This window comes from uncultured Enorma sp. (assembly GCA_905210055.1).
In the GTDB taxonomy this organism is placed as follows: domain Bacteria; phylum Actinomycetota; class Coriobacteriia; order Coriobacteriales; family Coriobacteriaceae; genus Enorma.
The window spans coordinates 1-26261 of the sequence record CAJLVH010000009.1; the positions used below are offsets into that span (position 1 = coordinate 1).

A 26261-nucleotide genomic window follows, 5' to 3' on the forward strand; every position below is an offset into this window, starting at 1 on the left:
GCCGCGGCAGCTGCGCACGGCGTCGGCGGCTGGGAGGATACCCATGCCTGCTTCGCGTTCCCCGCTCGGCGTGGGGAACAGTCCGAAGACCGCGGTGATGCTTTTGCTGGGAATCATGAGGTTCGACGGCGCGAGTGTGATGCCGAGCGACCGCCGAGCATCGAGCGCGTCGAGGAGGCTCCGCTGCGCATCGAGCGGCAAGTCGCCATAACCGCAGGAGAAGCGCCAGTTACCTGCAAGGCCGTATGCGGCGGCATCGTGCTTGAGCTTGCGATCGAGGGCTTCGGCCGCCTCTTCGACCAGTGCCGAGCACGCTGCATCGTAGAGCGTTGCATCAAGCGGCTGCTGACTGCTCAAGACCCGCAGGTGTCGCTCGCTTTCCATACCGAGCGTCACGGCGAAGACGGCCGCCGCATGCGCGTCCTTGAGGTGCCGGTAGATATCGCGTCCGGTGAGCACGACCGTGGTGTCCGCAAGGCGGATGCAGGGGTTTCCGTCATCGTCTGCGCCCAGCGCTTCGATGCCGAAGAAGGCACCCGTGCCGCGAGGTGCAAGGTTTCGCCTTGCCTCCTCGATCGCCGCGTCGATGCGCTCGACAAGTTCTGCTTCGAGCTCCTGACCGCTATACCCCAGGTACCGAAGTACTTCTGCGCGCTCAAGACGCAACGATCCTGCATCCGCGCGCCACGGACGCGGAGTGCCGAGGGGAGGCGTCGCGCCCTCCTTCACAGCCATGCTCACGAAAGCGCCTCCACGGCGGCGCGTGCCACGGACGGGCGGTTCATGGTGTAGACGTGGAGTCCGTCGACACCGTGGTCGCGCAGGTCGATAAGTTGGCGGCAGGCATAGTCGATACCCGCACGTACCAGGCTCTCTGGATCGTCCTCGTATTTCGCGAGGAGCTTGATGACGGGGGAGGGGAGCGACGCGCCGCACATGAAGACCATGCGGCTGATTTGCGTTCGGCTCATGAACGGCATGATGCCGCAGGTGATGGGCGCCGTGATGCCGGCTTTTTCGGCAAGGTCGAGGAAGCGGTAGCACACCTCGTTATCGAAGAAGAGCTGGGTCACAAAGAAGCTCGCGCCGGCGTCCTGCTTGAGCTTGAGGTGCGCCACGCTCGTGGCGAGATCGTCGCATTCGATGTGGCCTTCCGGGTAGGCGGCACCGCCCACGCAGAAGCCTGCCTCGACAAGCGCCGGGATGATCTCGCTGGCATAAGAGAAATCGCTTGGCGCGCCGTAAGCGGGGCTATCGGGCGTGGGGCGGTCCCCACGCAGGGCGAGCACGTTTTCCACGCCGGCGGTACGGTAGTCTTCGATGCGCTGCATGAGCTGTTCACGCGTGAGCGACATGCAGGTAAGGTGCGCCACGGAGCTTACGTTGAACTCCTCTTCAATCATGTGCGCGATCGCCGCGGTCTGGCCGAAGTTCCCGCCGCCGCCCGCCGAGCAGGTCACGCTGATGAAATCGGGCGCGAGCTCGCAGAGGGCGCCAGCGGCCTCGCGGGCGCGGTCGAGCGTGAGCTCGCCCTTGGGCGGGAACATCTCGAACGAGACCGGCGTGCGTCCTGCGGTTTTCGCGTGGGCGAATATGTCGTCAATGCGCATGACGTACCTCCAGGATATGTGCGAGCGCGAGCGGAACTGGTGCCGAGCGCTCGGTTCGGCAATCGTATCCTGTGATGATACCGTGCGCAGGTCGACATGTCAGGCGTAGAGTCATCCCGTAACAAGGTGGCTTGTTTCCCGCTGGAAATCCGGGCAGGAAATTACGCGTACTCATTCAGGGTATCGGGATCATACGCCTTTTCCTAGCCGTATTGTTCAGGGCGAGGCAGGTGGGGCGCCTCGTGTTCGCAGGACACCGACTGCTCGTTGCCATGCGGTTCGCGTCACCGCCCGAGCGCTTGGGCAACCTCGACGGCGCAGGCCATGGCATCTGCGATGGCGGAGACGACAAGCGAGGCACCGGTACGGGAATCACCGCAGGTGAAGATAGGTGTCGAAGATACTTCTGCTTCGCGCACCTCCCATTCGCCCTCTGCGGCGGCCCTCTCCGAAACGCAGCGATGCGAGCCCGCCAACGTGCGCGGCAGCGGTCTGCCGTCACCCATCGCGGGGAACGAGGCGCCAAATGCATCGAACACTGCGCGCTCTGCGCCGGTAAACCCGCAGGCGATGAGTACGAGCTGTGCGGGAAGCACGCGTTCCGTTTCCTCGAGGCGCATCGGCGCGCCCGTTTCCCATGAGACGTCCGCCACGCGCACACCGCTCACTGCGTCCGACGTGTCGGTCTCGAACGCAACGGTGTCACAGCTCCAGGAACGCATCTCCTCGCCCATGAGCGCGATCGCTTCCTGCTGGCCGTAATCGGTCTTTTTGATGTTCGGCCATTCCGGCCAGGGGTTGCCGGGCCGTCGCTCAACGGGAGGCTCGGGGAGTACTTCGAGCTGCCGAACGCTTCGCGCTCCTTGGCGCACTGCGGTGGCAAGGCAGTCGTTGCCCGTGTCGCCACCGCCGATAACCACCACGTCTCGGCCGTTGGCGGAGATGCGCGGCTCGCGGCCATCGAGGAGCGCCTCCGTCTCTTCTGCCAGGTAATCAACCGCGAGTGCGACGCCCGCGGCATCTGCACGGGGAACGTCGAGTGTCCGCGCCTCCCGCGCGCCGCAGGCGAGCACCACCGCGTCCGCCTCGCAGGTAAGCGATTTCGCCACCGCCGGGTCGCTCGCATCGACACCGAGCCTGAACTCGATACCGAGTTCCTGCATAAGCGCAACGCGCCGCTCGACCACGGATTTCTCGAGTTTCATGTTGGGGATGCCGTAGGTGAGCAGACCTCCCGCGCGGTCATCGCGCTCGACGACCGTTACGCGGTGGCCACGGCGCGCGAGTTCCCAGGCGCAGGCGAGGCCGGCTGGGCCAGAGCCTATCCCCGCGACATGCGGCGCGTCTGCCGCGGCGAGCGCGAAGCGCGCGGGTCCGCCGTGTGCCCACTCCCAGTCCGAGATGGCGCGTTCCGTGTCATGGATCGCGGTGGGTTCGCCTTCGACGGAGCCCAAGTTGCACGCGGCTTCGCACAGCGCCGGGCACACGCGGCTCGTGAATTCGGGCAGCGGGCTCGTGAGCGCGAGCCTGGATGCCGCCTCGCGCATGCGTCCGCGCCAGACGAGGTCGTTCCACTCGGGGATGAGATTATGCAGCGGGCAGCCACTCGGGTGTGCGTTTCCAAACGAGATTCCCGCCTGGCAGAATGCTACGCCGCACATCATGCAGCGGCTCGCCTGCTCGCGCCGTGCGTCTGCGTCGAGTTCGATATACAGCGGATCGAAGTCCCGCGTGCGCTCGGCGACCGACCGAAGCTTATGGGTTGCGCGTCCGATTTCCAAAAACGCTCCCGGCCTTCCCATCGTTATCGCGCTCCCTTCGCGCCTGCGCCGACCGTAGTGCCTGCGCCCTTGCCCGTTGCTTGTTCGAACGCCCGCTCAAGCGCCTGTTCATGCGTGAACCCGGCGCGCTCGGTCTCTTCGATCACCGCTTGCATGCGCTCGTATGCCTCGGGCACCACTTTCACGAAGTGCTTCGCGATGTCGTCGAAACGGTAGAGCATCTTGATGCCGCGTGGGCTCTGCGTAGCGCGAGCGTGCTCTTCGATGAGGCGGCGAATCTGCGCAAACTCGCGATCCGTGGGACGTCTGAGCTCGACGGAGTCTCCGTTCACACGGCGCGCGAGCGTACCGAACTCGTCGTATACATACGCGACGCCGCCTGTCATGCCGGCGGCGAAGTTCGCCCCCACCTCGCCGAGCACGAGCACGCAGCCGCCGGTCATATACTCGCAGCCGCAGGTGCCCACGCCCTCCACGACGAGCGTCGCGCCGGAATTGCGCACGGCGAACCGTTGTCCGGCAAGACCGTTCACATAGCCTTTTCCGCTTGTCGCGCCGAAGAAGGCGACGTTGCCCACCACGATGTTCTCGTCGAACTTGAAGCTTGCCGACGCGGGCGGGCGCACGGAAAGCGTGCCGCCCGAAAGCCCCTTGCCGAAGTAGTCGTTCGCGTCGCCCGCGACATTCAGCTGGATGCCGCGCGGTAGGAACGCGCCGAAGCTCTGCCCGGCGGATCCGTCGCAGTCGATGATGATGGAGCCATCGGGCAAGCCATCGGGATGGTGTGCGGTCACGGCATGGCCGAGCATCGTGCCCACGCAGCGATCGACGTTATCGATGTCCACATGGAAACGGGCGCGGGTGAGCGTGCGCCGCGCCTCGCGGGTGAGGGGGATGAAGAGCGCGGCATCGAGTGTGCGTTCGAGTTCGACGTCTGCCGCCATGCGGGGCAGATAGTGCCGTTCGTCCGCCCCGTCGATATGGGCGCCGAATTCGCAGGTGCTTGGCGCGAGCACGGGTGCAAGGTCGATACGTCCCGCCTTCCAGCTCGCAGGCGTCTCGACCTGCCGCAGGTATTCGGGGTGCCCCACCATCTCTTCCACGGTGCGGAAGCCCAGGCGTGCCATGACGCGTCGCAGTTGTTCTGCCACGAAGAGCATGAAGCGTTCAACATGCTCGGGCTTGCCGACGAAGTGCCCGCGCAGGCGGCAGTTCTGCGTGGCGATGCCCGCAGGGCAGGTGTCTTGGTGGCAATCGCGCTGCATGAGGCAGCCCATTGCGATGAGCGGCATCGTGGCGAAGCCGAATTCCTCGGCACCAAGAAGGCATGCGACTGCGACATCTGTGCCGTCCATGAGCTTGCCGTCGGCCTCGAGCACCACGCGTGAGCGCAGGCCGTTTCTCACGAGCGTCTGCTGCGTCTCTGCCAGACCAAGCTCCAAGGGCAACCCGGCGTGCCAGATCGAGTCGCGCGGCGCCGCGCCGGACCCGCCGTTGTGGCCGGAGATGAGGATCTTGTTTGCCGCCCCCTTAGCCACGCCGGTCGCGATGGTACCCACGCCCGCCTCGGAGACGAGCTTCACGCTCACGCGCGCTCCAGGGTTCGCGCACTTGAGATCGTAGATGAGCTCCGCCAAATCCTCGATGGAGTAGATGTCGTGATGTGGCGGCGGCGAGATGAGCCCGATGCCCGGGGTGGAGTGGCGGACCTCGGCGACCCAAGGGTAGACCTTCTTACCGGGCAGGTGGCCGCCTTCGCCGGGCTTCGCACCCTGCGCCATCTTGATCTGGATCTCGGTCGCGGAGGCAAGATAGCGGCTCGTCACGCCGAAGCGCCCGCTCGCAACCTGTTTGATCGCGGAATTCACCGAGTCGCCGTTTGCAAGCGGCGTCTCGCGCCGCGGATCCTCGCCGCCCTCGCCGGAATTCGACCGCCCCTGCAGGCGGTTCATGGCGATCGCCATGCACTCGTGCGCTTCCTTCGAGATGGAGCCGAAGCTCATCGCGCCGGTGTTGAAGCGCGTGACGATGCTGCGCGCGTCTTCGACCTCCTCAAGCGGGATGGGCGTGGCACGATCGCTATCGAAATCGAGGAGGTCGCGCAGGCGGACGGCGCGCCCTTCGCGGCGAATGTGCTCGCTGTAGGCGAGGAAGTCGTCGAAGCTATCGGTGCGCACGGAGCGTTGGAGCAGGTAGATAGCTTGAGGATCGATGAGATGCTCCTCACCGCCCTGCGGCCGCCACTTCGTGAGGCCAAGGCTCGGCAGCTCGCTAGGCGCAGGCGAGTGCTGCCAAGCGCAGGCGGCATCGAATCGCTCGTTGAGCTCGCGTTCAATATCGCGCACGTCGAGACCGCCCACGCGCGAGACCGTGCCGGTGAAGTACCGATCCACGAATACGGGCGCGAGCCCCACCGCCTCGAAGATCTGGGCGGAATGGTAGCTCTGAGCGGTAGAGATGCCCATCTTCGACATGATGGAGACCATGCCGGCAACGAGCGCCCGGTTGTAGTTTGCAATTCCCTCGGCGGCGGTGAGCGCATCGCCATCCTTGCCGGTAAGGCGTGCGTTCGAGGCAAGCTCCTCGATAGCTCGGTGCGCGGTGGAGGGGAAGATGCCGCTCGCCGAATATGCCACGAGTGCGGAGACGTCGTGCGCGCTCACGGCGTCCCCCGCATCGACGATGAGGTCGGCGAACGTGCGCAGGCCAACGTTCATGAGGTGGTTATGCACCGCTCCCACGGCGAGAAGCGAGGGGATGGGTACTTCGCCTTCGCCGGCGCGGTTTGAAAGCGCGATGATGTTCGCTCCGTCGCGCACCGCCTCTTCGACCGCGTGTACGAGCGCATCGAGCGCGCGCTCGAGGCCATCGGTGTCGGTGCGCGGGTAGGCGGCGTTGAAGCGGCGCGTCTTGAAGCCGGTGCGGTCAACGTCGCAGATGGCTCGGAACTCCTGCTCGGTGAGCACGGGCGTCTCGAGGCGGATGAGCCGGCACGCGCCGCGGGAGTCTTCGAGCAGGTTGCCGTGATTACCAAGATAGAGAATCGTCGATGTGACCATGCGCTCGCGCAGCGCGTCGATGGGTGGGTTTGTGACCTGCGCGAAGAGCTGATAGAAGTAGTCGAAGAACGACCGTGGTTTGGCGGAGAAGCAGGCGAGCGGGGCGTCGATGCCCATCGAGGCGAGCGGTGTGGAGCCGGTTTGCGCCATGGGCGCGATCACCTCGTCCACATCGTCCCAGGTAAGGCCGAGTTTCATAGCGTCCTGGGTGAAGGGCGCCGCCGCGTCCGTTTCGGAGGGTGCGCTTCCGGCAGGACTTTGAGCATCTTGCTGTGCGAGGTCGGCCAGCGTGAGCGTCTCGTCTGCAATCCACGCTTCGAAGGGTTTGAGCTTCGCAAACGAGCGGCGGATCTCCTCATTTTTGCGAATGTGCCCGGCAGCGAGGTCGATCTCGATCATCTCACCCGGACCCAGGCAGCCGCATTCGAGCACGTTAGCCGGATCGACCTCGATGGTGCCGACCTCGCTCGAAAGCAGGAAGCGGTCGTCGCGGGTCACGTAGTAGCGCGCGGGGCGCAGACCGTTGCGGTCGAGCGCTGCGCCGAGCGTGCGCCCATCGGTGAACGCGATCGCCGCCGGCCCGTCCCACGGCTCCATGAGCATAGACTGGTACGCGTCGTAGGCGCGCCGTTCGCTCGACAGCTCTTCGTTGAGATCCCACGGCTCGGGGATGAGGAGCGAGACCGTTCGCGTCATGCTGCGTCCGTTCATCACGAGGAACTCGAATACGTTATCGAGGATGGCGGAATCCGACCCCTCTCGGTTGATGATGGGCAGCACGCGCTCAAGGTCGTGCTGGAACACGGGGGAGTACAGGTTGGGCTCGCGCGCACGGATCCAGTTCACGTTGCCCTTCAGGGTGTTGATCTCGCCGTTGTGGATGAGGTAACGGTTGGGATGCGCGCGCTCCCAACTGGGGGTCGTATTCGTGGAGTAGCGCGAGTGCACGAGCGCCACGGCGGTCTTCACGGCGGCGTCGGCGAGGTCGGGGTAGAAGCCGCGCATCTGCGTGGCGACGAGCATGCCCTTGTAGACGATCGTGCGCGCGCTCATGCTGCATATATAGAAGATCTTGCCGTCGAGCGCATGCTCGGCATCGGCTCGTTTCTCGATGGTACGGCGGCACAGGTAGAGACGGCGTTCGAAGTCATCGCCGGCATCGACATCACTCGGCCGCTTTAAAAACGCCTGCAGGATGGTAGGCATGCAGGCGCGTGCCGTCGTTCCCAGGTCATGAGGGTCGGTTGGCACGGCGCGCCAGAAGAGCACGGGCACGCCCGCCTCGGCGCAGCCATCCTCGAAGACGCGGCGCGCATCGGCCACGCCGTGGTCATCACGAGGGAAGAAAAGCATGGCCACGCCATAATCGCCCTCGTCGGGCAAAAGATGGCCGCAACGTTGCGCTTCCTTGCGGAAGAAGTGGTGCGGTACCTGGAAGAGGATGCCCGCGCCGTCGCCGGTGTTGCGTTCGAGCCCCTTGCCGCCGCGATGCTCGAGGTTCACGAGGACGGAGAGGGCATCGTCGAGAATCTGGTGGCTGCGCGTGCCGTCGATGGCGGCGAGCGCACCGATTCCGCAGGCGTCGTGCTCGAACTCCGAGCGGTACAGCGTGGGTTGGCTCATGGTGACTCCTTCTGAGCATATGGATGGGGGCGAGCTGTTCCGTTCGCCGCCCCGTTGAAATCCGAGCAGGAACTGGCATGTGATCGCCTCGAATGAAGAAAAACCCATGCCAGTTCCCGCCTGGATTCGTTCGAAGAACGTGGACAGGATGCCGACGCAGGCCAGTCGAGATGCCGCGGCGCCCGGATTGGGGCGCTAAGGCGAGCGCTGGTGAGCGGCAGGCGCCGCCATCGTAGGCGCGCCACGTTGCCGTGGGTTTGCAGGCACGTTTCGATTGGATTACGTTTTCGACAACATATGACGACGCTCGCTCGACGCGTTCGCTGTGCCGCAAGGAAATTTGCTTGGTAGCGGGGGATTTGCTGCCTCGCTCGCGTGGTTTTCGCGAATTGCCACCTCTCGCAGGCGCGCATTTCGTCGCGTTGCGGTACCCTCGAAGATGTTTTTCAGCAGTAACTCGCGCTTAACGACCTCGCAACACAAGACGGCTAACCTGCTTGGTGTTCGCGGACCAGAACCGAACCGACGCATCGATACGCGTCAAGCGAAGGGAGCGTAAGCATGGCAAGTCTTACCGACCGCTTCGGAACCATGGTGTTCTCCGAAAGCGTCATGAAGGACTATCTTCCCAAGGATGTCTACAAAACTCTGCTCGCAACGATCGAGGAGGGCGAGCCCATCAACCTTGACGTGGCGAACGCCGTCGCGCACGCCATGAAGACGTGGGCGCTCGAGCATGGCGCCACGCACTATGCGCATTGGTTCCAGCCGCTCTCCGGCATCACGAGCGAGAAGCACGACAGCTTCCTCGAGCCTGTGGGCGACGGTACCGCCCTCACGAAGTTCACGGGCAAGGCGCTCATTCAGGGCGAGCCGGATGCCTCGAGCTTCCCGAACGGCGGCCTTCGCGCCACGTTCGAGGCGCGCGGCTACACGGCGTGGGATCCCACGAGCCCGGCCTTCATCAAGGACGAGGTGCTCTGCATCCCCACGGCGTTCTGCGGCTACAACGGCGAGGCGCTCGACAAGAAGACCCCGCTGCTGCGCTCTATGACGGCGCTCGACCGCGAGGCCAAGCGCGTGCTCGCGCTCTTCGGCAAGTATCCGAAGCGCGTGGTGCCGAGCATCGGCCTCGAGCAGGAGTACTTCCTCATCAAGAAGGACGCGTACCGCAAGCGCCGCGACCTGGTCATCACCGGCCGCACGCTCTTCGGTGCCCCGCCCTGCAAGGGCCAGGAGCTCGAGGAGCACTACTTCGGCGCCATCCGTCCCAGCGTGTCCAAGTACATGAAGGCGCTCGATGACGATCTCTGGGCGCTCGGCATTCCCGCGAAGACGAAGCACAACGAGGTCGCGCCCTGCCAGCACGAGCTCGCGCCCGTCTACACCGAGCTCAACAAGGGCATCGACAACAACATGCTTGTCATGGAGAAGATGAAGCTCGTCGCTACGAACTTCGACCTCACCTGCCTCTTGCACGAGAAGCCGTTCGAGGGCATCAACGGTAGCGGCAAGCACAACAACTGGTCGATTTCCGCAGGCAAGGAGAACCTGCTCGATCCTGGCGATACCCCGCTCGAGAACCTGCAGTTCGTGGTCTTCCTCACCTCTGTGATCGAAGCGGTCGACAAGTACCAGGGGCTTTTGCGCATGTCCGTCGCGAGCTGCGGCAACGATCACCGTTTGGGCGCGAACGAGGCGCCGCCGGCAATCATCTCGATCTTTTTGGGTGACCAGCTCACCGAGGTCGTGCAGAAGATTATGGACGGCAAGGCGAGCGTCCATGCCACGCATGGCGTGCTCGATCTGGGCGCGGACGTGCTGCCCAACCTCGAGCAGGACAATACGGATCGCAACCGCACCTCCCCCTTCGCCTTCACGGGTAACAAGTTCGAGTTCCGTGCCGTGGGCTCCGAACAGAACGCGAGCGACGCGAACCTCGTGCTCAACACCGCTGTGGCCGAGACGCTCAAGGAATTCGCCGATGCACTCGAAGGCACGTCTGAGGACGATTTTGCAGCCGCCGCGCTCGAGTACTGCAAAAAGACGCTCAACGATCACCGCCGCATCCTGTTCTCGGGCGATGGCTACTCCGATGCCTGGCCGGTTGAGGCCGAAAAGCGCGGCCTTTTGAACCTGCGCACCACGGCCGACGCCCTGCCGCAGATGGTCGCCCCCGAAAGCCTGGCGCTGTGGGAGAACATGGGCGTGCTTTCCGAGACCGAGGCGTTCAGCCGCTACGAGGTGAAGCTCGAGAAGTACAACAAGCTCATGAACATCGAGGCCACGACGATGATTCGCGAGGCACGCCGCACCTACCGTCCGGCGATCAGCGCCTACGCGACGAAGGTCGCCAAGGGCTTGGAGACCATCCGCGCCGCAGGTGCCGAGGCAGCCATGACGTGCGAGCAGAACACGCTCAACAAGCTGTGCGCGGGAATCACCGAGATCAACGAGTCCATCAAGGCGCTCGATGCGGTGCATGTGGCAGCCGAGGCCATCGTGGACTCGCAGGAGCAGGCGAACTGCTACGCGCATGAAGTCGCGCCCGCGATGGAGCGCCTGCGCACCGCCGTGGATGCCATGGAGGAGATCGTCGCCGCCGATTACTGGCCGGTGCCCACCTACGACGACATCCTGTTCTACGTGTAGGCTCGACTCGTCAGCCCGCTTGACCGAAGCGATCTCCGCGCGCGCCGCGCTAAAAATTGCCGAAACCGTCACGAAGCAACCTCACATCCTTGCTTCGTGGCGGTTTCGGCATTTTTTAGCACGATGCGAAGGGAGCAAGAATGGGATGATCCTACCGGGCGGGCTGGCAGATTCGGCGACTTATTCCATCATGCCGGCAAGCGTGTCGATGAACGTTTCGCGGTCGTGGCAGGCAGCGAGGGCAGTCACATGGGTGGGCTCGATGAGCACGGAGATGAGCGGGTCGAAGATCTCGTTCAGGATGGCGCGCTCGTGCAGGCTGAAGGAAAGCATAAGGACAAGGCTCACGCTCGAGCCGGCCCAGTCGAGTGGAGCGGACGGAACAAGAACGGCGATGCCGCTTCGCTCGGCGTGCGGCTTGAGCGCATGGGGCACTGCGACGCAGCCGAACGCGGTGGCCGAGAGGTTTTCGCGCTCCCATATTTCGCCAGCGTAGCCGGGTTGCACGAAGTCATTGCGCTCAAGCGTTTCGGCAAGGACGTCGATCGCCTGCTCGCGCGAGCTCGCCCGTGCATCGCGTGCCTCGAATAGCTCGGGCGTGATGAGCGCCTCGAGCTGCTCGCGGAAGCGAACGCGCCGCTTCTCGTGCTGGATGCGCGAAACAAGGGCGCGGATATGCCCGACATCGGAAGGTTTCGGCGCGATGCCAATGCGGTACACGGGAACTTCCGGAACATCGTTGAGCGGCGCGGACGCCAGGATGAGCTCGACGTCGGGGGTGCGCGAAAGCTCCTCGGGCGAGGTTGCGACGTCGCAGATGAGCACGTCGTCGGGGAAGTTGCGCTCGACGAAGCGCTGCAGGTTCTTATCGATGTTGTAGTAGGCGGGGCAGAACAGCACGCATTTCACGCGGGCGGCGAGCTGTCGCTGCGCCTCGAGCGCGCTTCCCAGGTGGAACGCGATGTAGGCGATTTCGTCATCGTTGATGGTAAACCCGGTTTCGGCGGCGATGATGCTCGCGCAGTAGACGCCGCTGTCGTAGAGCAGGGGGCAGGTGGCGCGAATCTCCTCCGTAAGCGGGTTTCGCGAGAACGACTTTTGATCTGCGCGGGCGAGCAGGTTTTTGATGTGCAGGGCGAAGCGAGCGTAGAACTCGCGCTCCGAGAGGTTGATGAAGTAATAGGATTCGATGCCACCAATAAGCCTATTCACCAGCGCAAGACAGTCTTTTCCTACGATCTGCTCGAGCTCTTCGTCCGATTGCGCATCTCCCACGATATGCGTCGTGCGCGTCGAGAGCAGGAGCGCAAGCTCCTGGCGTTCGCTCGATGCGAAGGGTACGCAGAAGTCTTCGCTGAGGTTTTCCGCGATCTCATCCGCCATGGCGAGGTCGTGCGCCTGGATGATCGCCGCGGCCGGTTTGTCCGGGCTCTCCACATGCGAGGCCTTGCTGTTGCGTATGCGGTCGATGGCGATGGCGATGTGCAGCACGATGTTGACGAGCGAGTAGCCGTTCACGAAGAAGCGATGCTTGTCGAGCGTATCGATGACGGTCTCGCGGATTCGGGCGGCGTCGATATCGGGGAACGCATGCTGGATGGTGGCGACATCGAGGAAGGACGCCGAAGCTTCGTCGTAGAGGAGCTCGCCCAAGACGCGCCGCTTGTTCTTCTCCGTCCCATGGACCGAGAGATGCCCGTCTGCCTGCACGAGCGTGAGATCGAACGGGGCGAGATGCCGGCGCGCGCGGGAAAGCACGGCGTTCATGGTCGACGTCGAGACGAAGAGCTCTTCCGCGAGGTCTGCGGTGGAGAGGGGGACGGGGCTGCGCAGCACGCGGTTCACCAGGTAGGCGCTTCGCTCCGCATTCGTTTGCGGAATGCTCGCGTGCGCCGCCTCGAGGCTCTCGCGGTCGAGGAGGTTCCGAGCGGCATCGATGCGGTACCAGTAGCCCTTCCGGCTCGATTCGATGCACGTCATGCCCGCTTGCCGGTTTATGGAGTGAACGTAGGAGCGAACGGTGCGCTCGGAGACCCCCACCGCAGCGGCGAGCTCGACCGCCGTGATGGGCTCTGTGCGCTCCAAGATGATGTGGAGAACCTTGCGTTCGTTTTCCTTCACCGCGTGTCCCTCGGTCTTCTGCCTGCCATGTGGCCGGCACTACATCCTCTCTAGGCAATTATGCACCATTGCAGGGCGTTGCAGGCTAACCCTGCAAAGATTCGGTCGACGTCCCGTTTTCCGCGTGGTTCTATAACCATGTCGTGCTGTCATGCCTCGAATGCTCGGGGCGGAACAAGAAGGGAGAGCCGATGAAGAAGCTGAACGTGCTGCTCGTATGCGGATCGGGGGCGAGCTCGGGCTTCATGGCCGCCAACATCCGCAAGGCGGCGAGCGCGCGCGGTCTGGACGTGAGCGTCGTGGCGCGCAGTGAGTCCGAGATCGAGAGCTACATCGACGACATCGATGTGCTCATGGCGGGCCCGCATCTCGCCTACATCATGGACGAGATCGACGAGTACGCCGAGGAGAACCCCGACCTCAAGGTCATCCTCATGCGCGGGGACTACTACTCCAAGCTCGATGGCGAGGCCGCTCTCGACCACATGCTCGAGGAGCTCGGCGAAAAGTAACGCCGACCTCCGCGACCAGGTATCGCACGGCGGGCGCATCCGCCGGCTTACGAAAGGAATTGATTCATGGGCTTCATGAATTGGCTGGAAAACAGCTTCGCACCCAAGATGAATGCGATCAGCCGCAACGTCTGGGTCACCGCTATCAAAGACACCATGCTCCAGATCCTGCCGTTCATCTTCGTCGGCTCCATCTTCTGCGTGGGCACCATCGTCGAGACGTACGTGACGCTGCCGTTCTCGTTCTGGACGCCGTTCGGTTGGACGATGGGCCTTCTGTCCCTCTTCGTGTCCTTCCTGCTTCCGCTCAACTTCTGCGAGCGCAAGAGGCTCCGCAAGACGCGTCTCGTGGCTGCCTGCTGCGGCGTGTCCTGCTTCCTCATCTCCATCACCCCGCAGGTCATGATCGACGGCACCGTGGGCTTCGGCTCCTCCGCGCTGGGTGCCGGCGGCATGTTCTGCGCCATGATCACCGGTGTGATCGTGTGCATCGTGTTCAACCTCTTCGGTAAGTTCACCTTCTTCAAGGAGGACAGCGTCATCCCCGACTTCGTGCGCCAGTGGTTCGACGCCCTCCTGCCCATTACGATCGTTGTCTTCGGCATGTTCTTCGTCGTCCAGGTGCTCAACGTCAACCTGTACGCGCTCGTCGTGAGCATCTTCATGCCGCTCTCCAACGTGCTCAACACCTGGTGGGGCATGAGCCTCTTCTGGTTCATCACCTGCTTCATCTACTCCATGGGCATCTCCGGCTGGGTGCTTTCGTCCATTCAGACGCCTGTCCAGATGGCCACTATCGCGGCGAACCTCGAGCTCATCGCGCTCGGCACCGCCACCCCCGACAACCTGGGCATCTTCAACTACACCCTCATGTTCTGCACCTACATGTGGTGGGGTGGCATCGGCTCGACCATGCCGCTCGTCATCATGATGCTCTTCTCGAAGGCCAAGGAGCTCAAGGCGCTCGGCCGCGCCTGCATCGCCCCCGCGATCTTCAACATCAACGAGCCCGTCGTGTTCGGTGCCATCGCCTGGCGTCCCGTCATGATGGTCGCCATGTGGCTCCAGGGCATCCTCATCCCGCTCTTCACCTACCTGGGCGTGAAGGTGCTCCAGATCGCGCCGTTCAACAACATCCAGTTCGACCTGTGGTACTGCCCGTACCCCATCGGCACCTGGATCTCCACGCAGTCCATCATGGCCGTGCTGTTCGTGATCGCGTCCTTCGTGGTGTCCGGCCTCATCTGGTACCCGTTCTTCAAGACGTATGAGAAGCAGCTCATCGCCGAAGAGGCCGAGGCTGAGGCAGAGGCCGAGGCCAAGGCCGCCAAGAAGGCCGCCCGCATCGAGGCCGCCGAGGCGTAAGCTTCACCATCGCGCCGGGTGCCGCCCCACGCTGCACCCGGTACCCAACTCATACCGAGAAGGAGGTATCCATGGACGAGAAGACCGTTCAGAGCGCGATGGAGATCATCCTGAACGCCGGCGACGCGCGCCTTAAGAACAAGGAGGCGCTCGAGGCCGTGGCACAGGGCGACCTGGCCGCCGCGCGCGAGAAGATGGCCGAAGCCCATGCCAAGATCACCGAGGCGCATCGCGTGCAGACCGATGCGATCCAGGGTGAGGCTGCGGGCGAGAAGATGGAGTATTCGCTCCTCTTCACGCACGCTCAGGACACGCTCATGACCATCAACAGCGAGATCACCATCACCAAGCAGCTCGTGAATGTGTTCGAGGCGTACGATGCGCGCCTTGCCGCTCTCGAGGCGAAGCTCGCGTAAGAGCCGCCCATGATAATTTGGTGTCAGACACCTTTTTATCATTTGCTGCATGACACGACGAAAGGATCGCAGCATATGCTTACGGTTCCCAAAGGGTTCCCGAGCGACTTCCTGTGGGGCGGCGCGGTTGCCGCGAACCAGTGCGAAGGCGCTTGGGACGTTGACGGCAAGGGTCCGAGCGTCGCCGACATCAACGAGTTCTACGACAACATTGCGGTCGACAAGAAGGAGAACGGCGAGATCACCGCGGAGTATGTGCGCGGCGCCCTCGCGGCTGGTCCGGAGCGCATCTTCCCCAAGCGCAACGCCATCGACTTCTATCACACCTATCCCGAGGATCTGAAGCTCCTCGCGGATTTGGGGCTCAAGACGTTCCGCACGTCGATCGATTGGGCGCGCATCTTCCCCAACGGCGACGACGCCGAGCCCAACGAGGCAGGCCTCGCGTTTTACGACCGCCTCTTCGACGAGATCCGCGCGAACGGCATGGAGCCGCTCGTCACCATCTCGCACTACGAGATGCCCATCAACCTTACGCTCAACTACACCGGTTGGTATTCGCGCGAGGTCATCGACTTCTTCGTGCGCTACTGCCAGGTCGTGTTCGATCGTTTTGCCAGCAAGGTGAAGTACTGGGTCGTCGTGAACCAAGTGAACTTCGTGGCGCTCGAGAGCTTCAACCACCTGGGCGTGGCGGCCGATAAGGTCGACGACCTGCTCTCCGCTAAGTATCAGGCCGTCCATCACGAGCTCCTCGCTATGGCGAAGGCGACGAAGTACGCGCACGAGCACCATCCCGGTCTCCAGATCGGTGTCATGGTGGGCGGCAGCCTTGCGTATCCCGCGTCGAGCAAGCCCGCCGACGTGCTCGCTACGATGCGCCACAACCAGATGGAGTGCTTCTGCACGGACATCCTGCTGCGCGGCACGTACCCCGGCTACGCCACGCGCTTCTTCGAGGACTTCGGCATCCATGTCGAGGTCTCGGACGAGGACCTGGCCGTGTGGGCTGATCCCGCCGCGCTCGGTGACTTCTTCGCCATGTCGTACTACTACACCGAGATGGTGACGGTCGAGGGCTTCGCCAAGAACAACCGCGGGACGCGCAACCCCGAGCTCGAAGCGAGCCCGTGGGGCTGGACCGTTGACCCGCAGGGCTTCCGCTTCATGCTCAACGAGTATTACGACCGGTATCAGAAGCCCGTTTACATTCTGGAGAACGGCCTGGGCGCGTACGACAAGGTCGAGGAAGACGGATCGATCCACGATACGTACCGCATCGACTACCTGCGCGCGCACATCGAGCAGATGCGCGAGGCCATTAAGGACGGCGTCGATATTCGCGGCTACTACGCATGGGGTCCCATCGATATCGTGAGCTGCTCGTCCTCCGAGATGAGCAAGCGCTATGGCTTCATCTACGTCGATCTTGACGATTACGGCCAAGGTACCGGCAAGCGTTCGCTCAAGGACAGCTATGCCTGGTACCAGAAGGTCATCGCCACGAACGGCGAGGATCTGGCGTAAAGCGCACCTGATTCGCGGCGGGGCGGGCTCGCTTCGCCGCGCGCATGAAGGAGACGGTCATGTATTCAAAGGTAACGACGATCACGAACCCGAGCGGCCTGCATGCGCGCCCGGCGGCCGTGTTCGTAAAGGCAGCCTCGGACTTCGCATCGAAGGTCACCCTGCGCAAGAACGAGGACGGTGCTCCCGAGCGCGACGCGAAATCCATCCTCATGGTTATGGGCATGGGGCTCGGCGCCGGCTCCGAGGTGGAGATTTCCGCCGAGGGCGCTGACGAGCAGGAAGCGGTCGACGCGCTCGTGGCGCTCATCGAAAGCGGCTGCGGCGAGTAGTTGGCTGCGGCGAGCAATCGCAAAGCTTTGGCAAACCGACCCGGGTTCTCCCCAGGTATCCCGGGTGGTATGGCGGTAGCAGGCACGGCTCTGCTACCGCCGTTTTTATGGGTTGGTTGGGGACGGGTTCGTTCCAACCCCTTTTGGGTTGGTTGGGAACGGGTTCGTTTCAACTCATTTTGACGGCATCCCGCCGCGGCCGCTCCGTTACCGGTCGTCGCGCGAAAGCACGCAGGTGCCCTGTACCAGAACTTTTCGGATATTCTCCGGCGTGGAGAGGTAGAGGATGCGTTCGAGCTGGTCGGCGGGACGCGTGAACACGCCGTTGCCGGTGAGGTCGGCGAAGGGACGCTTGAGGTCGATGACTTGCATATCGAGCGACTGTCCAACCTCGAACGAGCCGATCGGGAGGTCGAGCGCTTCGCCGCCGCCCTTCGTGGCAAGGTAAAGCGCCTCGGCGGCGGAAACGCGCGAGGGCTCGTTCGCACCGCGCCGTTCGCTCGGCACGCGGGCATCCACACCGTCCTCCAAGATACGCGAGGCCATGACCGCCATGCGAATGTTGTCGTAGAGGCTCGGTGAGAATCCGCCGGAGATGTCGGTGCCCAGGCCGATATGCACGCCTTGGCCGTGGATGCGCCGCACCGGGCATACCGCATTGCCGAAGTACGCGTTTGAAATGGGACAATGTGCGAGCGCAGTACCGGTGGTGCGGAAGATCTCCGCCTCGCCGTCGAGCAGGAACGTGCCGTGTGCCATGACTGCCTTGCGCTTCAAAAGGCCGAAGTCTGCGAGCGCCTCGGCGTCGCTCTTTCCAAACCGTTCGCGGGCGACACTGCTTTGCCATTGGCTCTCGTCGCAGTGCGACTGCACGTAGGCATCGTGCGCACGGGCGATCTCGCCGAGACCGCTGAGCGCCGCCTCGGTGCAGCTGGGGATGAAGCGCGGTGTAACGGCAGGGTAGATGCCGGGGAAGCGGGGGTCGTTTGCCGCACACTTGCCGGAATGGCCTTCGATGGCTGCGATGAAACCTTCGGTTTCGGCGAGCGCCTGCTCCGTTGAGGTGTCGCGATAGAAGTCGGGGTTCGCGGACGGATCGTCCATAACGACTTTGCCCACGATGGCACGCTGGCCTATGGATGCGCATGTTTTCGCCAGCGCCTCGCTGCCGCGTACATCGGCGCTGCCGAAGTACACGCATGTAGTGGTGCCGCGCGAGAGGAGCGTTTGCACGAGATCTTGGTAGACGGGGAGCGTGAAGCTGGAGCCCAGCGAGCTGCCTCTCGCTTCGATGCCGAATTTCGCCTCGAGGGGGAACGTGCGCTCGTTGAGCCACACCTCGAGCGGTTCATCGAGGGCGATGCCCGCCTGCGGCCATTGCGGTGCATGGACGTGCAGGTCAATGAAGCCGGGGAGGGCGACTTCATCTTTGTCGAGTTCGAGGAGGTAGCCGGGTTTGCGGTCGTTCGCCTCGCGTGCCGAGCGAAGACGCTCGCGGTACGCTGGATCGACGGGCGTTGTAACGCGCTCGATGACGCCGTGGTCGTCAAGTTCGATGAGCGCCTGCTCAAGCATCTCGAACGAACCATAAGCTGGCGTATGGAAGCATGTTCCAAGAATGGCGGTCGGACGAGTCGTGCTGTCAGCGCGCGAGAAGCTGCGGTCGGCCATAGATTCCTCCCCAACGTGGTGATGCAGTGTTGGGTATCATCTTATCATCGCTAGTTGCGGCTGTTTTCTGGGCGGTCTTTTCAAGTTGGATTTCTCTGCTATACTTTCCTCTGCTGTCCCCATCGTCTAGCGGCCTAGGACGCCACCCTTTCAAGGTGGATATCGCGGGTTCGAATCCCGCTGGGGGCACCATTCGAAGGCAAGCCCGGTTCCCGCAGGGGAGCCGGGTTTTTCTGCTTAGGGCATGTAAAAGTATCCAGTAAAAGTACCTCAGGGGCTTTCTTGCGTCGCCCGATAGAGGAACCTTCGATTCGATGAGGGCGCCGAATAATGTAATAAAACCCCTGGTGTAATTTTACATGCCGCTGAAAACGGGTTGAATGGAACGCGTCCCCAATCAACCCATCTGGTCGTTTTGTTTGCCGAACGCGTCCCACAGCACGGCAACGATGCCGCAGATGAGGCCACCCACCGGCCAAGCGAGCCAGAACCACATGGCTGGCGTGCCCTCCGGCTCGAATGCATCGGGGTTGGGCGAGGCGAGCGCGGGGCCGAAGAGGAGTGCGAGCCCCACAATCGTCGCTGCGATCATGATGGCCGCGCACACAGCGCCGAGCTTGTTGTTCTTCCGCTTCAGACGGAGCAATTCCTCGCGATGCGCCTCATCGAGTTGTACGCTCATGATTTCTTCCAGCTCGAGATCCTCACCGACGCTCTTGTTGTATTCAGTGACATTCGTGCGCACGAACAGCATGCTGTAGTGGAGGATGTTCCATACGCCGAGCGCAATGAAGAACATGAGGAAGAAGAGCGCGATGTTCTCCACCGTTTCTTCAAGCATGATGAAGCATCCTATACCCGCGAAGATGAATGCGATGCCCGCGATGAGTCCTGCGGAAAAGGTCTTACGAGCACGAGCCTTATCATCTTCGGTATAGAAGTCCTCCACGTAGGGATGAGCCTTCTGGAAGGCGCTGTGCTCCATGCCGGCGGGGATGAGGAATGCGAGCCCGGCAAGGATACCGGCGAGTACGATGAGGATGAACAGGCCATCGTTGCCATTGAACTCCCCAACAGCAAAGGCGCCCTCGAAGAAGAACGCAACCGCTATGCCGAGGAAGATGGCGGCGACGCCCGTGGGCACCTTCCAAGCCATCATGCGCTGGTGCTCGTCATAGCCGCAGATATCCGAGGGCGGACCGGCGGGAACGGCAGCGACGCCGGCTTCGGGCATACGGTCGGTGAGGTCGCCTTGGACAAGGTCGTCGAGTGAGCATTCGAAGATCTGGCACATCTTGAGGAGCTTGTCCATCTCTGGGTAACTCTTCTCGGCCTCCCACTTCGTGACAGACTGGCGCGAGACGCCAAGGAGCATGGCGAGCTGCTCTTGGGTCATGTTGCGCGTGGCGCGCAGGTGCTGGAGGTTATCGCGGAAGCTCATGGTGCATCCTTTCGTGCGCGCCATTATAGCTGGCGCGGCTACGGGGACATTCAATGCCGGCACCACAGAGCTTACGGGTGCGCCGTGTCCTATTCTACCAACCAGCGGGATGCATTTTGGGCGAATTCGCTGCAACCGAAAGGCGCCCGGTAGTTGCCTTCCGCAGGTAGATGCCACATTGTTTTGAAGCGGTAAGCCTTGCGTCAAAAATGACGAGTGGCGCGGCACTCCCAAATCGAGCCAAATAAACAGTTTTCAGGGGATGTCTGAAGTAGACGCCCCTCTTTGGCTCACAAAATGCCTGTTCGCGGCCTTCCGATTTTCTCTACTACTTTGCAAGGTGCGCTAAAACTGTTCACTTGGCGCAACCTGGGTTGCGCCTGGCATCGTCTTTTGAACAACGTCCCGTCAGCGGGGCGCAATGGGGGTATGCTGTGTGTGATATCCGCCTTTGAACCGAGGAGGTTTGCCATGGAAGAGCAGAGCGTTACTCAGGTTGCATCGTCGTCGGTAAGCAAGGAGGCCGCGAAGCCCGATACCGTCATCACGGTGCCGGCAGATCCGCGTATCCCCGCGCCGGAATCTACCTCGCGCGACTTCGTGTGGGAGGGCGCGGGCGAGCGCATCGAGTACACAGCGACGGCGGGCTACATCGACGTGCGCAGCGATACGGGTTCGCTCATTGGCAAGATGTTCTCGGTCGCGTACGTGGCGAAAGTGGAGGAGGACGCCGAGCCTTCGGACGCTTCCGCTTCCGACATCCGCATCTCGCAGCGTCCCGTCACCTTCTGCTACAACGGAGGCCCTGGTAGCTCGTCGGTGCCCATCAACCTGGGCGGCATCGGCCCCGTGCGCGTGAAGACGGACGGCACGAACCACCTGAGTCTCCCGGCGACGCTCGAGGACAATCCCTACACGGTGCTCCGCCAGAGCGACCTCGTGTTCCTCGATGCGCTCGGCACCGGATATTCGGCCATCGCCGAAGGCGTCGACCCCAAGACGGTGTGGGGCATCGACGGCGATGCCGATGCGTTCTGCCGCGCGATCATCGGCTGGCTCGACGCGAACCATCGCTGGGGTTCGCCGGTCTACCTCTTCGGCGAATCGTACGGTACTATCCGCAATGCCGTGCTTATGCGGCTCTTGGGCGAGAAGTGCGTACCCGTGCGCGGCGTGGTGATGCTCTCGGCGCTTTTCGACTGGGTGCAGGTGCTGCCGGGTGAGGATCTGTACTTCCTGGGCATGCTGCCCACGTTTGCCGCTGCGGCCCGGTACTTCGGCCGCGCCGGCACGAAGGTGGACGAGGCGAAGTGGTTCGACGACGCCATGGAGTTCACGGAGGCCGTGTATGCGCCGGCACTTCTGCGCGGCGACCGCCTGCCTGCGCGCGAGAAGACGGCGGTGGCGAAGAAGATGTCGAGGCTCATCGGTCTTCCCGCCGACCTCATCGAGCGCTACAACCTGCGCATCGACCTCGATACGTTCCGTCGAAGCCTGCTGGCAGACGAAGGCCGCGTGATCGGTCGCTTGGACATGCGCTTTGCGAGCGCCGCTCCCTTGCCGCTCCAGGCGTCGACAGAGTTTTTCGCCGGAGCCGGTATGGGCGGCGGCATTCCGCGCGCATCTGCACTCGATCGGCTTCGCGGGCGCGCCCATCTATCTCACGCAGAACTATGCGGTCGTGAACCGCTCGTGGAAGTGGGATCACGAGGAGCCGGGGATTGGCGAGAGCTCGCCCGCGCCGAACGTGACGTACGACATCGCCGTGGCGCTCAAGCGCAATCCCACCATGCGCATCGCGATCTTGGGCGGACGCTACGACGCAGCGACGACGTATTGGAACGTGGTGCACGATATCTCGTGCCTGTTCTTACCTCCGGAGCTTAAGGAGCGTGTGGAGTTCAAGCTCTATAGCTGCGGACATATGGCGTATGTCGATGAACCCACGCTTGAAGCCATGGGCAAGGACATGGCGGAGTTCTACGCGAAATAGCGGAGGGTCTGCCCAGCGCATGTAGGCTAGCCCCAGCGTAAAAACCCCAGCGACTTTTTTCATTGCTCGATGCCGTTATTGAATCGAAGGCTCATTTACCAGGCAATGTAAAAAAGTCGCTGGGGTTATTTTACGCCGGGGGTCAGCTCGGCTAGAAACCGTAGCGGTGGGCGAAGTCCTCGGAGCTCTCGCGGATGCCTTCGATCGACTCTGCCCATGCTGCGAAGTCGGGGGTGTCGACGATGATGCCGTCCGCCTCCCACACCGCTTGGTGCGTGAGGTTCCATGGCTCGCGCGCAGGTGGACGAACCGGCAGGTATGGCATCATATAGGTGGGGTTGAGCAAGAAGAACGCCCCGCCCTCGCAGCGCGCAGCGAAATCTCGTAGCGCGCGCTTCGCGGGACGACGTCGACCGGTTTTGTAGAGCAGGAGCGTGCGTCCCAGCAAGAACCAGGGAGAATCGTCGACGAGTGCAGCGGCCTCGTTTGGCCGGGTGGCCTCGAGTTCGTGCGCGAACTCGAAGAATCCCTCGTCGTCCTCAAGGCGTGCCCGCACCAAGAAGACCGTTCCCTCTTGCCTGCTGGGATAGCCGGCTGCACGAAGTACGGTGCGCGCATAGCCCTCCGCCGCCCGATATCGCGCGCTTGCCAGGCAAAGCTGTGCGAGCGCCTCGAGCGTATGCAGCCAGCCGATAAACTCCGGTTCCTCCATGGTGCGCGCCGCGGCATCAGCCGAGTGCCCCTCGCGCTCCGCACGGCGCTCGAGCTCCCGTTCGTCCCAGAAATGCGGAGCCTCGTCGTCGAAGCCCTCGACGTTGCGCTGCAGGTGCTCATGAACGCGCTGCTCAAGCTTCAGCAGCTCGGTGATGCACGAATCGATGCTGATATTTGTTAGAAGCGTTCCCACGAGCGCAGCGTCGACGCAGAGCTGATCTGTCCGCGCGATCTGGGCGAACGCCTCGCGCGCCTCATCGAACAGGCGGTTTCGCTGCTGCTCGAATTCCGCATCGGGCAGCTCGTCTATGCGCTCGAGCTCTTGGATAAGGCGCTCGTGCACCTCCAGATACGAGACGAGCGCTTGTGCATGCTCGCTCGTGGCGTACTTTTCGGGTCGTTGGGGGATCTCTTCGTGCACGAGCTCGCGCGCCGCCGCCGTGAGGTCGGGATGCTCGGCCATGTAGAGCCGCTCCAAGAAGGCGGTGACATACGCACGCGCCTCCATGTCAGTTGCCGCCTAACGAATCGATACCGCGGCGCGCTCCTGCCTGCATCGAGGTGCGCTCAAGCGCAGCGGTCACGAGGTCGTGCGAGGCGATCCATACTGCCAGCCCGGCGTTCTCGGGCGCACCGACGCCTTCTTGCAACAGCGGTGTGGCTTCGCTGAGTGCGAGGATGAGCTCGTCGTCGCTTCCGGGTGAGACGTTCACGCGGCCGAAGAGGCCATCGGGGAACTCCTCCTGAAAATAAAGGGTCTCAGCGGCGGCATCGTACGAGGAGAGGATGGTGCGCAGCACGCGCGTGGCACCTGCGAAATCGAGTTCATGGTAGGCGATGGCAAGCTCGGCGATGAGTTCCCAGGCATCGGCGGATTTCTCGGCCAGATGATGGCGCCTGCGCCCGCCCGCGTGCGCACGATACGACGCAGGGTGCCCCAGGCGGAAGCGCTTGAGATCCTGGCGGGTACGCTCGAGCTTCGCGAGCGCGAGCATCGCAGTGTAGCGCACGTCGGCGGGGTCGTCTGCGGCCAGCGCGAGGCAGTCTTCCGCAGCAGAGAGCGAGAGCCGGTACTGTCCGGAGATGAGCGCGCGCGAGGAAAGGGCCGCAAGCCAGCGGATGAGCCCGCGTTTGCCGAGGTCGCGCATGTATTCCTGGCTATAGGGATCGCGAGCCTCGCGCTCGTCCCGGCGTACCGCCTCTTCCACCTCGGCGCGATGCTCGAGGAGGTACGAGACGTATTCGTCGTTCGAGGGGGAGGAGAGCGCTGCGAGCATGCGCTGCGCGTCCCAGTTCTTCGGGTCGAGCTGGCAGGCTTCGCGTAGCTGTGCCTCCGCGGCGACGGAGAGGCGATCCGCCTCGGCGTCGTTAGCGACGAAGGGCAGGCGATAGTCGATGGTCTCGGTTGCCAAGGCTACGAGATGGAACGATCGATCGGCATCGCTTGCGATGAGCTTTGCCGGATCGCGGTGGTAGTCCTCCATGCACCGGGCGATGAAGGCAGCATTCTCGAGCGGGTAGATGTGTTCGCGGTGCAGTGCTCCGAGGATGAGCCGCAGGCAGTCTTCTTGGATGGGATCGTATGCCATGTGCTCCTCCTCTCGTGCTGGATAGGGTCTCGCGGATCGCCTGGCTGGCGATGTGTGAATGGCTTAGCATAGCACAGTCGCGTGTGCATGGCGCGCAGGGCGGGTGCAGGGGCGCAGATGCTGGTATGTGACGTATAATACCAGCAGGTCAGTCTTCGAAAGTGACCAAAACTGGACGCATTTTTTCGTTTCAGCGGGGTAAAATATACGCCGGTGCGAACCTTCCCCGACGCTCCGGTGCCGGGTGCATTTCGGTCCTAACGGGGTCGATCGGCGATCCCGTGTTATATCAAGCTCGGAAGGCTTGTGTTTGGAGGCACATATGGGACGTTTTACCAACCCGCGTGACCTGTACTTCGGTGAGGGCGCCCGTCATGAGGTGAAGAACCTCAAGGGTTCCCGCGCCATGATCGTCACCGGTGGCGGCTCCATGCGCCGCGGCGGCTTCCTGCAGGATGTCGAGGCGGATCTCAAGGAGGCCGGCTTCGAGGTTCAGATCTTCGAGGGCGTCGAGTCCGACCCGTCCGTCGAGACCGTCATGAAGGGCGCGAAGGCCATGGAGGACTTCCAGCCCGACTGGATCGTCGCCATCGGCGGCGGCAGCCCCATCGACGCCGCCAAGGCCATGTGGCTGTTCTATGAGTATCCAGAGGAGACCTTCGAGCAGGCCATCGTGCCGTTCAGCTTCCCCGAGCTCCGCACCAAGGCCAAGTTCTGCGCCATCGCCTCGACCTCCGGCACCGCGACCGAGGTCACCGCGTTCTCCGTCATCACGGACTACGAGAAGGGCATCAAGTACCCGCTCGCCGACTTCAACATCACGCCCGACGTTGCCATCGTTGACCCCGAGCTTACCTACACCATGCCGCAGAAGCTCTGCGCGCACACCGGTATGGACGCGCTGACCCACGCCATCGAGGCCTATGTCTCCACTGCGGGCTCCATGTTCACCGACGCCAACGCGCTTCACGCCATTCGCGAGATCGTCGAGTGGCTGCCCAAGAGCTACCAGGGCGACAAGGAGGCCCGTCAGCACATGCACGAGGCCCAGTGCATCGCCGGCATCGCCTTCTCCTCTGGCCTGCTCGGCATCGTGCACTCCATGGCGCACAAGACCGGTGCTGCCTTCACCGGTGACCACATCATCCATGGTTGCGCCAACGCCATGTACCTCGGCAAGGTCATCCAGTTCAACGCCAAGGACGCCCGCGCCAAGAGCCGCTACGCCTACATCGCCAAGGAGATCCTGCACCTCGCCGGTGAGACCGAGGACGAGCTCGTGGCCGCCCTTGTGCAGGAGATCCGCGACCTCAACGACAAGCTGGACATCCCGCAGGGCATCAAGAACTACGGCAAGGGCGGCGTGAAGGCCGACGAGTCGATCATCGACTACGCCGAGTTCGAGGAGAAGAAGAGCCGCATCGCCGTTGACGCCATCGGCGACGCCTGCACCGGCTCCAACCCGCGCCAGCCAACCCCCGAGGAGATGGAGAAGCTCCTCGAGTGCGTCTACAACGACGTGGACGTGGACTTCTAAGTCGCGCGCTTCGTTAACTGACCGGGAAGCCCCGGCGGTTCTCCTTCGCTTGTCCTTGCTGCGAGGTTTCGTCTCGCAGCTACGGAATCGCTTGGGAGAGGCCGCCGGGGCTTCCCTGCGTTTACGGGGCACGACGACGGGCGTCTGCCGTTGGCGTCTGTGCGCCGTTGGTCTGCCGTATTCGCGCTTCGGCGCCGGTGCTGCCGCCGCAAAGTAGGGGAAACAAAGTAGAAGTATTTGAACGTTTTCGCACAGTAGAAGTATCTGTACAGAATTGCCCCCGTTTCGGGCGAATTCTGTGCAGATACTTCTACTTTG

Annotated in this window: 17 protein-coding genes and 1 tRNA gene; 9 read left to right on the forward strand and 9 right to left on the reverse strand. The window is 63.0% G+C overall.

Going from position 1 to position 26261, the window contains the following annotated elements:
- From QZ079_RS01410 to gltB, 4 genes are all read right to left on the reverse strand, one after another.
- A partial coding sequence (locus tag QZ079_RS01410; RefSeq protein ID WP_297034127.1) for a vitamin B12 dependent-methionine synthase activation domain-containing protein occupies positions 1 to 735 on the reverse strand: 735 nt, incomplete at its 3' end.
- Between the two features lie 2 nt (positions 736 to 737).
- Positions 738 to 1610, reverse strand: coding sequence for a methylenetetrahydrofolate reductase (locus QZ079_RS01415; protein ID WP_291290204.1), 873 nt, complete (start codon positions 1608 to 1610; stop codon positions 738 to 740).
- A gap of 284 nt (positions 1611 to 1894) precedes the next feature.
- On the reverse strand, positions 1895 to 3412 hold the full coding sequence (locus QZ079_RS01420) for a glutamate synthase subunit beta (RefSeq protein WP_297034129.1): 1518 nt from the start codon (positions 3410 to 3412) through the stop codon (positions 1895 to 1897).
- 2 nt (positions 3413 to 3414) lie between these two features.
- Positions 3415 to 8073, reverse strand: coding sequence for a glutamate synthase large subunit (gene gltB / locus QZ079_RS01425; protein WP_297034132.1), 4659 nt, complete (start codon positions 8071 to 8073; stop codon positions 3415 to 3417).
- 561 nt (positions 8074 to 8634) lie between these two features.
- On the opposite strand from gltB, the gene QZ079_RS01430 reads away from it, so the two are divergent.
- Entirely contained in the window at positions 8635 to 10725 is a 2091-nt protein-coding gene (locus tag QZ079_RS01430) for a glutamine synthetase III (protein WP_291289171.1), read from the forward strand.
- Positions 10726 to 10905: 180 nt separating this feature from the next.
- On the opposite strand, the gene QZ079_RS01435 is transcribed toward QZ079_RS01430, so the two are convergent.
- Positions 10906 to 12846 carry a BglG family transcription antiterminator gene (locus QZ079_RS01435; RefSeq protein WP_297034136.1) on the reverse strand — a complete coding sequence of 647 codons (1941 nt, stop codon included), beginning with the start codon at positions 12844 to 12846 and terminating at the stop codon, positions 10906 to 10908.
- Positions 12847 to 13037: 191 nt separating this feature from the next.
- Here QZ079_RS01435 and QZ079_RS01440 point away from each other — a divergent pair, with 191 nt between their 5' ends.
- From QZ079_RS01440 to QZ079_RS01460, 5 genes are all read left to right on the forward strand, one after another.
- Entirely contained in the window at positions 13038 to 13358 is a 321-nt protein-coding gene (locus tag QZ079_RS01440; RefSeq protein ID WP_291289169.1) for a PTS sugar transporter subunit IIB, read from the forward strand.
- 66 nt (positions 13359 to 13424) lie between these two features.
- Complete coding sequence (locus tag QZ079_RS01445; RefSeq protein WP_297034139.1) at positions 13425 to 14723, forward strand: PTS sugar transporter subunit IIC; 1299 nt, start codon at positions 13425 to 13427, stop codon at positions 14721 to 14723.
- A gap of 71 nt (positions 14724 to 14794) precedes the next feature.
- Complete coding sequence (locus QZ079_RS01450) at positions 14795 to 15139, forward strand: PTS lactose/cellobiose transporter subunit IIA (protein WP_297034142.1); 345 nt, start codon at positions 14795 to 14797, stop codon at positions 15137 to 15139.
- A gap of 75 nt (positions 15140 to 15214) precedes the next feature.
- Positions 15215 to 16666 carry a glycoside hydrolase family 1 protein gene (locus QZ079_RS01455; protein ID WP_297034145.1) on the forward strand — a complete coding sequence of 484 codons (1452 nt, stop codon included), beginning with the start codon at positions 15215 to 15217 and terminating at the stop codon, positions 16664 to 16666.
- A 59-nt stretch (positions 16667 to 16725) separates the two neighbouring features.
- Entirely contained in the window at positions 16726 to 16998 is a 273-nt protein-coding gene (locus QZ079_RS01460; RefSeq protein ID WP_291289165.1) for an HPr family phosphocarrier protein, read from the forward strand.
- 207 nt (positions 16999 to 17205) lie between these two features.
- Here QZ079_RS01460 and QZ079_RS01465 read toward each other — a convergent pair whose 3' ends face one another.
- Entirely contained in the window at positions 17206 to 18669 is a 1464-nt protein-coding gene (locus tag QZ079_RS01465; RefSeq protein WP_297034149.1) for an amidohydrolase family protein, read from the reverse strand.
- Between the two features lie 115 nt (positions 18670 to 18784).
- Between QZ079_RS01465 and QZ079_RS01470 the strand changes: the two genes are divergently transcribed.
- Positions 18785 to 18861: transfer RNA gene (locus QZ079_RS01470), tRNA-Glu, on the forward strand.
- A gap of 205 nt (positions 18862 to 19066) precedes the next feature.
- Here the strand turns inward: QZ079_RS01470 and QZ079_RS01475 are convergent.
- Entirely contained in the window at positions 19067 to 20110 is a 1044-nt protein-coding gene (locus tag QZ079_RS01475) for a helix-turn-helix transcriptional regulator (protein WP_297034152.1), read from the reverse strand.
- 471 nt (positions 20111 to 20581) lie between these two features.
- Here QZ079_RS01475 and QZ079_RS01480 point away from each other — a divergent pair, with 471 nt between their 5' ends.
- Positions 20582 to 21997: a S10 family serine carboxypeptidase-like protein gene (locus QZ079_RS01480; RefSeq protein ID WP_297034155.1), complete on the forward strand. Its 1416-nt coding sequence runs from the start codon at positions 20582 to 20584 to the stop codon at positions 21995 to 21997.
- A gap of 257 nt (positions 21998 to 22254) precedes the next feature.
- Here QZ079_RS01480 and QZ079_RS01485 read toward each other — a convergent pair whose 3' ends face one another.
- Both QZ079_RS01485 and QZ079_RS01490 read right to left on the reverse strand, forming a co-directional pair.
- On the reverse strand, positions 22255 to 23325 hold the full coding sequence (locus QZ079_RS01485) for a hypothetical protein (RefSeq protein ID WP_297034158.1): 1071 nt from the start codon (positions 23323 to 23325) through the stop codon (positions 22255 to 22257).
- A gap of 1 nt (position 23326) precedes the next feature.
- The gene (locus QZ079_RS01490) at positions 23327 to 24406 is read right to left on the reverse strand and encodes a hypothetical protein (protein ID WP_297034160.1); all 1080 of its coding nucleotides are present in this window, start codon (positions 24404 to 24406) and stop codon (positions 23327 to 23329) included.
- 322 nt (positions 24407 to 24728) lie between these two features.
- On the opposite strand from QZ079_RS01490, the gene QZ079_RS01495 reads away from it, so the two are divergent.
- Entirely contained in the window at positions 24729 to 25943 is a 1215-nt protein-coding gene (locus tag QZ079_RS01495) for an iron-containing alcohol dehydrogenase (protein WP_297034163.1), read from the forward strand.
- The last annotated feature ends 318 nt before the right edge of the window (positions 25944 to 26261 follow it).

What these genes read in the sequence shown, in the direction of transcription:
- QZ079_RS01480 (WP_297034155.1), top strand. Translation starts at nt 20,582, where the DNA reads ATGGAAGAGCAGAGCGTTACTCAGGTTGCATCGTCGTCGGTAAGCAAG.
- QZ079_RS01490 (WP_297034160.1), bottom strand. Translation starts at nt 24,406, where the DNA reads ATGGCATACGATCCCATCCAAGAAGACTGCCTGCGGCTCATCCTCGGA.
- QZ079_RS01445 (WP_297034139.1), top strand. Translation starts at nt 13,425, where the DNA reads ATGGGCTTCATGAATTGGCTGGAAAACAGCTTCGCACCCAAGATGAAT.
- QZ079_RS01420 (WP_297034129.1), bottom strand. Translation starts at nt 3,412, where the DNA reads ATGGGAAGGCCGGGAGCGTTTTTGGAAATCGGACGCGCAACCCATAAG.
- QZ079_RS01495 (WP_297034163.1), top strand. Translation starts at nt 24,729, where the DNA reads ATGGGACGTTTTACCAACCCGCGTGACCTGTACTTCGGTGAGGGCGCC.
- QZ079_RS01465 (WP_297034149.1), bottom strand. Translation starts at nt 18,669, where the DNA reads ATGGCCGACCGCAGCTTCTCGCGCGCTGACAGCACGACTCGTCCGACC.
- QZ079_RS01460 (WP_291289165.1), top strand. Translation starts at nt 16,726, where the DNA reads ATGTATTCAAAGGTAACGACGATCACGAACCCGAGCGGCCTGCATGCG.
- QZ079_RS01430 (WP_291289171.1), top strand. Translation starts at nt 8,635, where the DNA reads ATGGCAAGTCTTACCGACCGCTTCGGAACCATGGTGTTCTCCGAAAGC.
- QZ079_RS01485 (WP_297034158.1), bottom strand. Translation starts at nt 23,325, where the DNA reads ATGGAGGCGCGTGCGTATGTCACCGCCTTCTTGGAGCGGCTCTACATG.
- QZ079_RS01455 (WP_297034145.1), top strand. Translation starts at nt 15,215, where the DNA reads ATGCTTACGGTTCCCAAAGGGTTCCCGAGCGACTTCCTGTGGGGCGGC.
- QZ079_RS01415 (WP_291290204.1), bottom strand. Translation starts at nt 1,610, where the DNA reads ATGCGCATTGACGACATATTCGCCCACGCGAAAACCGCAGGACGCACG.
- QZ079_RS01475 (WP_297034152.1), bottom strand. Translation starts at nt 20,110, where the DNA reads ATGAGCTTCCGCGATAACCTCCAGCACCTGCGCGCCACGCGCAACATG.
- QZ079_RS01440 (WP_291289169.1), top strand. Translation starts at nt 13,038, where the DNA reads ATGAAGAAGCTGAACGTGCTGCTCGTATGCGGATCGGGGGCGAGCTCG.
- QZ079_RS01450 (WP_297034142.1), top strand. Translation starts at nt 14,795, where the DNA reads ATGGACGAGAAGACCGTTCAGAGCGCGATGGAGATCATCCTGAACGCC.
- gltB (WP_297034132.1), bottom strand. Translation starts at nt 8,073, where the DNA reads ATGAGCCAACCCACGCTGTACCGCTCGGAGTTCGAGCACGACGCCTGC.